This window comes from Mesorhizobium sp. M0159 (assembly GCF_040322295.1).
In the GTDB taxonomy this organism is placed as follows: Bacteria; Pseudomonadota; Alphaproteobacteria; order Rhizobiales; family Rhizobiaceae; genus Mesorhizobium.
This window is the reverse complement of record NZ_JAMYTF010000058.1, coordinates 21,032-27,110: the sequence shown is the minus strand read 5'-3', so window position 1 is coordinate 27,110 and position 6,079 is coordinate 21,032. Positions and strand designations below refer to the sequence as shown.

The 6,079-nt window shown below is 56.9% G+C and carries 3 protein-coding genes and 1 pseudogene; all 4 read left to right on the top strand.

Annotation, left to right across the window (positions count from 1 at the left end):
* Window positions 1-805 precede the first annotated feature (805 nt).
* The 4 genes and pseudogenes from NKJ32_RS30955 (at window position 806) to NKJ32_RS30940 (ending at window position 6,026) form a co-directional block, all read left to right on the top strand.
* Complete coding sequence (locus NKJ32_RS30955; protein ID WP_352829901.1) at window positions 806-2,644, top strand: CocE/NonD family hydrolase; 1,839 nt, start codon at window positions 806-808, stop codon at window positions 2,642-2,644.
* A gap of 193 nt (window positions 2,645-2,837) precedes the next feature.
* A pseudogene (locus NKJ32_RS30950) lies at window positions 2,838-3,360 on the top strand (IS21 family transposase); the annotation flags it as partial.
* A gap of 246 nt (window positions 3,361-3,606) precedes the next feature.
* Window positions 3,607-3,819: a hypothetical protein gene (locus tag NKJ32_RS30945; protein WP_352829899.1), complete on the top strand. Its 213-nt coding sequence runs from the start codon at window positions 3,607-3,609 to the stop codon at window positions 3,817-3,819.
* Between the two features lie 32 nt (window positions 3,820-3,851).
* Window positions 3,852-6,026, top strand: coding sequence for a CocE/NonD family hydrolase (locus NKJ32_RS30940; RefSeq protein WP_352829897.1), 2,175 nt, complete (start codon window positions 3,852-3,854; stop codon window positions 6,024-6,026).
* Window positions 6,027-6,079 lie beyond the last annotated feature (53 nt).

The window sequence follows — 6,079 nt, the reverse complement described above, 5'->3', positions numbered from 1 at the left end:
GACACCCCTCCGCGACAGTCTGAGCGGCGAAACTGGGGAATTTTACTTCGGCACACTTTGGGGAAAATTCGAGCGGCATTGACAGTCAACCGCGGTAGCTACGTTCACAGCTTAGTTCTGACCGGTATCGCGAGCGGATGGACGGAGGCCGCGCCCATGGCAGTCCGAGAAGGTATCCTCGTGGTCGAGACACTCGACCGGATCCGCGCGGGCTGCTGTACAGGCGGCCCTGGCTGACGGCGAGACACCGCGCCACAGACCACATCCGAACCGACCAAGCGAGTAAGGGCAGAACCGCCTCATTCGACAACTACAATGCCCCCACTGCCTCTACAAGAACAACAGTCTTCCTTTTTCGCATTTCGTCGGCGCTCACACTCTTTTCTTTGTGTCGGGGCTGGCCGCCTAACGGGTCAGGAGAGCGAAGCGTCACAAACTGCCGAGGAACTGTGAGGATTCGGGATGGAAATCCAACTATGGCGAATGGACTTATTATCACATTTCGGAATAATAATTGTTACAATATAAGAATATGATTGACGCGTCGGGAGCCTCCGTGCGCAGTGCCCTGCGACACCAGAACAAATAACGCGCGTACGACGTCATGCGCGCCCTTCCAGTTTCGACCGTAGCCTTGGGCAGATGGGTCAATACGTGCGCCTGCTTGAATGCGGAAACTGAGTGAGTGCCTTGATTGCCAGCGAATAGCCGGCTGCGCGCTTCGCAGCATGCGGTCCGCGCAGGCGGAAGCCGCGGAGCTAACGCTTCAAAATGAGTCAATAAAATAGTGTCATAGGAGGATACGATGACAAAACAGTCTAGCGCCAGTAGGACGCCGAATTTCTCTGAAGCCGACGTGGTGCGGGATATATCTTATGTGACCACGACGGATGGAACGCGCATCGCGTACATCTGCTATCGTCCCACTTCCGGGCGTTATCCAACTGTCTTCGAGTATACTGGCTATCAAACAAGTGCGACTCCCTTTGAAGTCGCGAAGCCGTTTCTCGATGCCGGCTACGCTTTCGTCGGCGCCAACACCACCGGGACAGGTTGCTCGACAGGCCCATTGGATCAGTGGTTTTCCAAAATCGAAGGTGTTCACGGCGCCGAAGTCGTCGAGTGGATCGCCAAACAGCCTTGGAGCGACGGCACCGTAGGGATGGTGGGCTATTCGTACGGAGGAACAACTCAAATGTGGGTCGCTGCAGAGCGTCCGCCCCATCTTAGGGCCATCGTGCCGTCAGGCCTTGGGACCGGCTACGATACTTGTGCCTATTTGGGCGGGATGCTACAACCCAGCGCGCTTCAGTGGGCATTTATCAACGAGGCTGAAATGCAGGTGGGCGGCGCGCAATGGCGTATCAGTCACGGCGATACCGAATGCGCCATATACCGTGGGAGCGATGCGTTCGTCGATAGGTATCCATTGTTCAGTGATTTGATACGACAGCATCCGTTCAAGGACGAGTGGTGGGACTGGATATGTCCCTCTCGAGCGGAGGTCGCAGGCAAGATCACTGTGCCTACGATGATCGTCCTCGCGTTCCAAGATGAGTGGGGCCTTGGCAATGAAGGCCCCCGAGTCTTCACACGATACATGCCCGACGTGAAGAACAAGAAGCTGCTTCTGTTGAACGGATCCCACGCAAGTGCATCAGCACACAAGGGTTATGCTCAAGTAGTCGCGGAGCATATACGGTTTCTGGATCGTTGGGTTAAGGGAATCGAAAACGGGATAGAAAATGAGCCACCGGTAAAGGTACTTTGGGAGGTACGGGAGCCCGAAGGCGATCCCAAGGAGGCAGTTGTTGGTTGGACCACGACGCATGAGACTTGGCCGGAACCTTCAGTCAAGCGTCGGCCCTTCTATCTCACCGCGGATGCAAACCTTTCACTCGACAAGCCCGGGTCCGGTCCGGAGGGAGGCTCGCGGGCGTACCTTTACCCTATTGGAACCGAGCAATTCGACAACAATAAGCAATCCGAAGTAGCACCCGGCACGGGAACAATCCAGTCGAATGGCTCCCTCCCGCTCAATTACTCGTTCCAATCGACTAAGGGCGCCCTCGCGCGCATGGGCCTCTTGAATTACCGAACGGCTCCGGTAGCATTAGACATGACGTTGCTTGGAAATCCAGAAGTAACGCTATTTCTCAGCATCGACGAAGGCGACGACGCTGACCTCGAGTTGACATTGAAAGATGTCGACCCCGACGGCAACGTGCTTTTCCTTCAATCAGGACTGCAGCGTGCGTCATTTCGCGAAATTGACATGGCGCTAACCAATGCTGAGGAAGTCGTTCCGACCTTTCGCAAAAGCGAGAAGCTAGAACCGGGCAAAATTTACGAGATACGAATGTCGATGCTGGGACCGATCGCACACGTCGTCCGGGAGGGACACAGCCTCGAACTCACCATCGGTGCGCCGGGCCTAGTGTCCAACAGGGTGACCGGTAGTCTGCCGGTGGGGGTTCCCTCGGTCAACCGCATCTATTCTTCGAAGACTTACCCTTCAAGAATTCTTCTTCCCATCTTACCGGGAGCCGTTGCCCAAGCACCGACGCCCGAGCTTGGCACGCTGCGCAATCAGCCTTACCGAAAAGAAGCCAGATTCGCACCCGGCGGATTGCCGATCAAATAACGTCAAGTTCGCGAGTATGTCGTCGCTTGGCAGCTTGCGCAGCAATCAGCATGAGAGAGTCGGCGTCGTTGGTCTGACGATGGGAGGGCGTAGCCCTACTGGAAGTTATACCTCCCGCCGCGGTGCGACTTCTCGCCGTCTTTGTGATCGCCGTCCACTGCGGTGCTGGTTTTCTGGATGGAGAATCACCTTTGTGCCGGGTCGCCATGAACCGATCATCAGACGAGTGCTTTATGAGGTACCAATAAAAACACTCTGTGGAGATCCGCCGCCAAGGCGTCGATTAGCCGGGCGACAACTTACTGAATTGACAAGAGGCGCGCCTTCCCTCGCAAGACAATCCGCAGCGTGGCCGGCGACGCCCCGATTCATCTTGAGCACATTTTTGACGCTGTCATTCCGCCTCAAGGCCGCTCCTGGAATCCGGGCAGTCGCTATTTACGAGAGATGTTGCGGCGCCATCCGGAACTGTCGACAGGCATCCGCCGCACGCTTGGGCGGGTATCCGGTCATGGAGGGCTATTCATGACCAGCAACAGGAGGTCATCTTCCGCCAGATACATGAACAGGCCGTGTGGCGCTGTCGGATTTTACCGACGTGTCCCGCCTCGGCCTCACAATTGCTGGTCACCGTTGACCATCTGCTCTATCACTTCCGGCTGGGCCGGTCGGGCCTCGAGCACACCCGCCTTGGCGGCGAAGGCGCAATTATCATTTTTTGGATTAAAAGTTGCTGCATCGTAAGAAAATGATGGACGCACCGGTACCTTCGTGCCAATTCCTATGACGACTTAAAAGACACTGCCGGCGCTCAACACGAGTGTTTTTGGGGAGTGTAGATGTCGTCCAGCGCTCAAATGCGCAACCAACACTCCTAAAAGCCAAGCAAACGGAGGAATAGGTCGTGTATAACATTATGCGCAGCGTAAGTCGCTGAGCTGTTCTGAAATCTGGAGCCGCGCTTGGGAGGCATCATTGTGTCCGGAACGCCGCTCTCGCAGGCAATCTGGGCCTCTGAAGGCAAGATGCTCAAGGCACGCGGCGCGCCTGACATCGCCAAACTCGATCCCGTAGGGGGCCGCGGAGAGAACTCTTGGTCAGGAGATCCTGATGGCATCATCGATGGCCAGTTTACGCCTCTTGAACAAGCGAATGCTTGTGAAATTATCAGCTAGATTGCAGCGCATGGACGGATAAAGGTGTTTAAATGAGCGTCACAAAGAACAACGATGATGGCTCGGTAATTCACACGGTTTCTCGAGATGTGAACGCGGCGCTTCTGGCCGGCAACGACGCTGGGGCGTTTTTGAGCGCCACGACGGTTGGCGCCCAAACTCCCGAGGCCGGAATACGAACAGGTCCACGCAAAGTGCGTGAAATCGAGAACATCTGGATTCCGATGTCTGACGGCACCAAGATTGCGGCGCGCATGTGGCTGCCGGAGGACGCCGAGAGCAATCCAGTGCCAGTGCTCATGGAATACATCCCTTACCGCAAGCGTGACGGTGCGAGCCTTACCGGGAGTTCGCGCTTACGTGATGAGACCATCCATCCCTACTTGGCTTCCCATGGATATGCCTGTGTGCGGCCGGACATTCGCGGATCGGGGGATTCGGAGGGGCTGCCGCTGGACGAGTATGCTAAACAGGAGCAGGACGATGGCGTCGAGATCATCGCGTGGCTCGCCAGGCAGTCTTGGTGTACTGGCAAGGTGGGTATGTTCGGGATCTCCTGGGGCGGTTACAGTGCACTGCAGGTGGCTGCCCGCCGCCCCCCTGAACTCAAGGCGATCATCACCGTTTGTTCGACAGAGGATCGCTATACCGAAGAGCCCTACCATAATGGTTTGGTCGCCGACGGCATGTTCGGGCTTGCATGGGGTATCCTTTATCCCGCTTATTGTTGCCGTCCTCCCGATCCAGCAATTGTTGGGGACCGCTGGCGCGACATGTGGATGGAGCGTCTCAAGAAAGTGGACTACTACCCCGCGATCTGGCTTACCCACCAGCACCGCGATGCATACTGGAAGCATGCTTCGATCAGCGAAGACTACGGTGCGTTTGAATGCCCGGTCTATGCGGTCGGTGGCTGGTTCGATCCTTATCGCAGCACGGTTGCGCGCATGCTCGCCAACCTCAAATGTCCACGCAAGGGACTTGTCGGCCCATGGGGCCATGAATATCCGAACTATAGCGACCGGGGTCCGGGCCCGGCGATAGACTGGCTCGCCGAGTCGCTGCGCTGGTGGGATCACTGGCTCAAGGATATCGATACCGGCATCATGGACGAGCCGATGTATCAGGTATGGATGCAGGAAGAGCCGATCATGCGCGGTGTGCATCAGATTCCCGGCCGGTGGGTGGCCGAGGATAGTTGGCCTTCCTTGCGCATCACGCCGCGCAAACTCTATCTCACCAAACACGGACTGGAGAGCAATGCCGGGACTGAAACAGCGCGTGTCCTCAAGCCTTTGCAGACGGTCGGAATAACGGCGCCTGATCGGGCGGCGAGACGCATCAAGGATGCACCGGGCGATCAACGCATTGACGACGCTCGCTCGCTGACATTCGATTCCGAGCCGATCGAGGGCAATTTCGAGATACTAGGCGCCCCGGTGGTCACCCTCGATCTAGCGGTCGACAAGCCGGTTGCCCTCTTGTCCATTCGGCTCAACGAGGTCGATCCGGACGGTCTTTCAAAGCGCGTCACCTATAACGTGCTGAATCTGACACACCGGGACAGTCATGAGTTCCCCGAAGCGCTGGAGCCCGGCAAACGTTATCGCATCCGCCTGCCGCTGGAGGATTGTGCCCATGTTTTCAAATCGGGCAGGCGCATTCGTGTTGCCGTGTCAACGTCACATTGGCCATTGTACTGGCCCTCGCCCGAGCCGGTGACCCTGACGCTTTATGCCGGACTGTCCGAACTCGAGCTGCCGGTACGACCGCCGCGGGCCGAGGACCGAGAATTGAAACCCTTCGGCCCGCCCTTCTCGCCGGAGCCCACCTCCGGACGCACGGTGTTAGAGGAAGCGCCAGAGCCAACCAGAGTCTCTGAATGGGATGCCGCAACGGGCAAACTTACGATACGCAACGCCCAAAGCAGCGGACGAGCCAGGATTGACGCCATAGGTACCGAATCGTGGTCGACAGAAAGCGAGGTCAAGGAAATACTTGACCACGACCCGACCAGCGCCAAGATCGAAGCGCAGTACATTACGGCGTTCAAACGCGACGAATGGAACGTTCGTGTCGAGAGCTCTGTGCGGGTGAGCGTGTCCAAAGACGATTATTTGCTTGTGGGTCAGATCAAGGCCTTCGAACACGAAGCGGAAGTCTTCACCAAGACCTGGAATCGTACAATCCCGCGCATGCTTGTCTGAGTAAAACAACCGTAGATGGCAAAGAAGCGGAAGTGTTCAAAACGCCGGCGCAT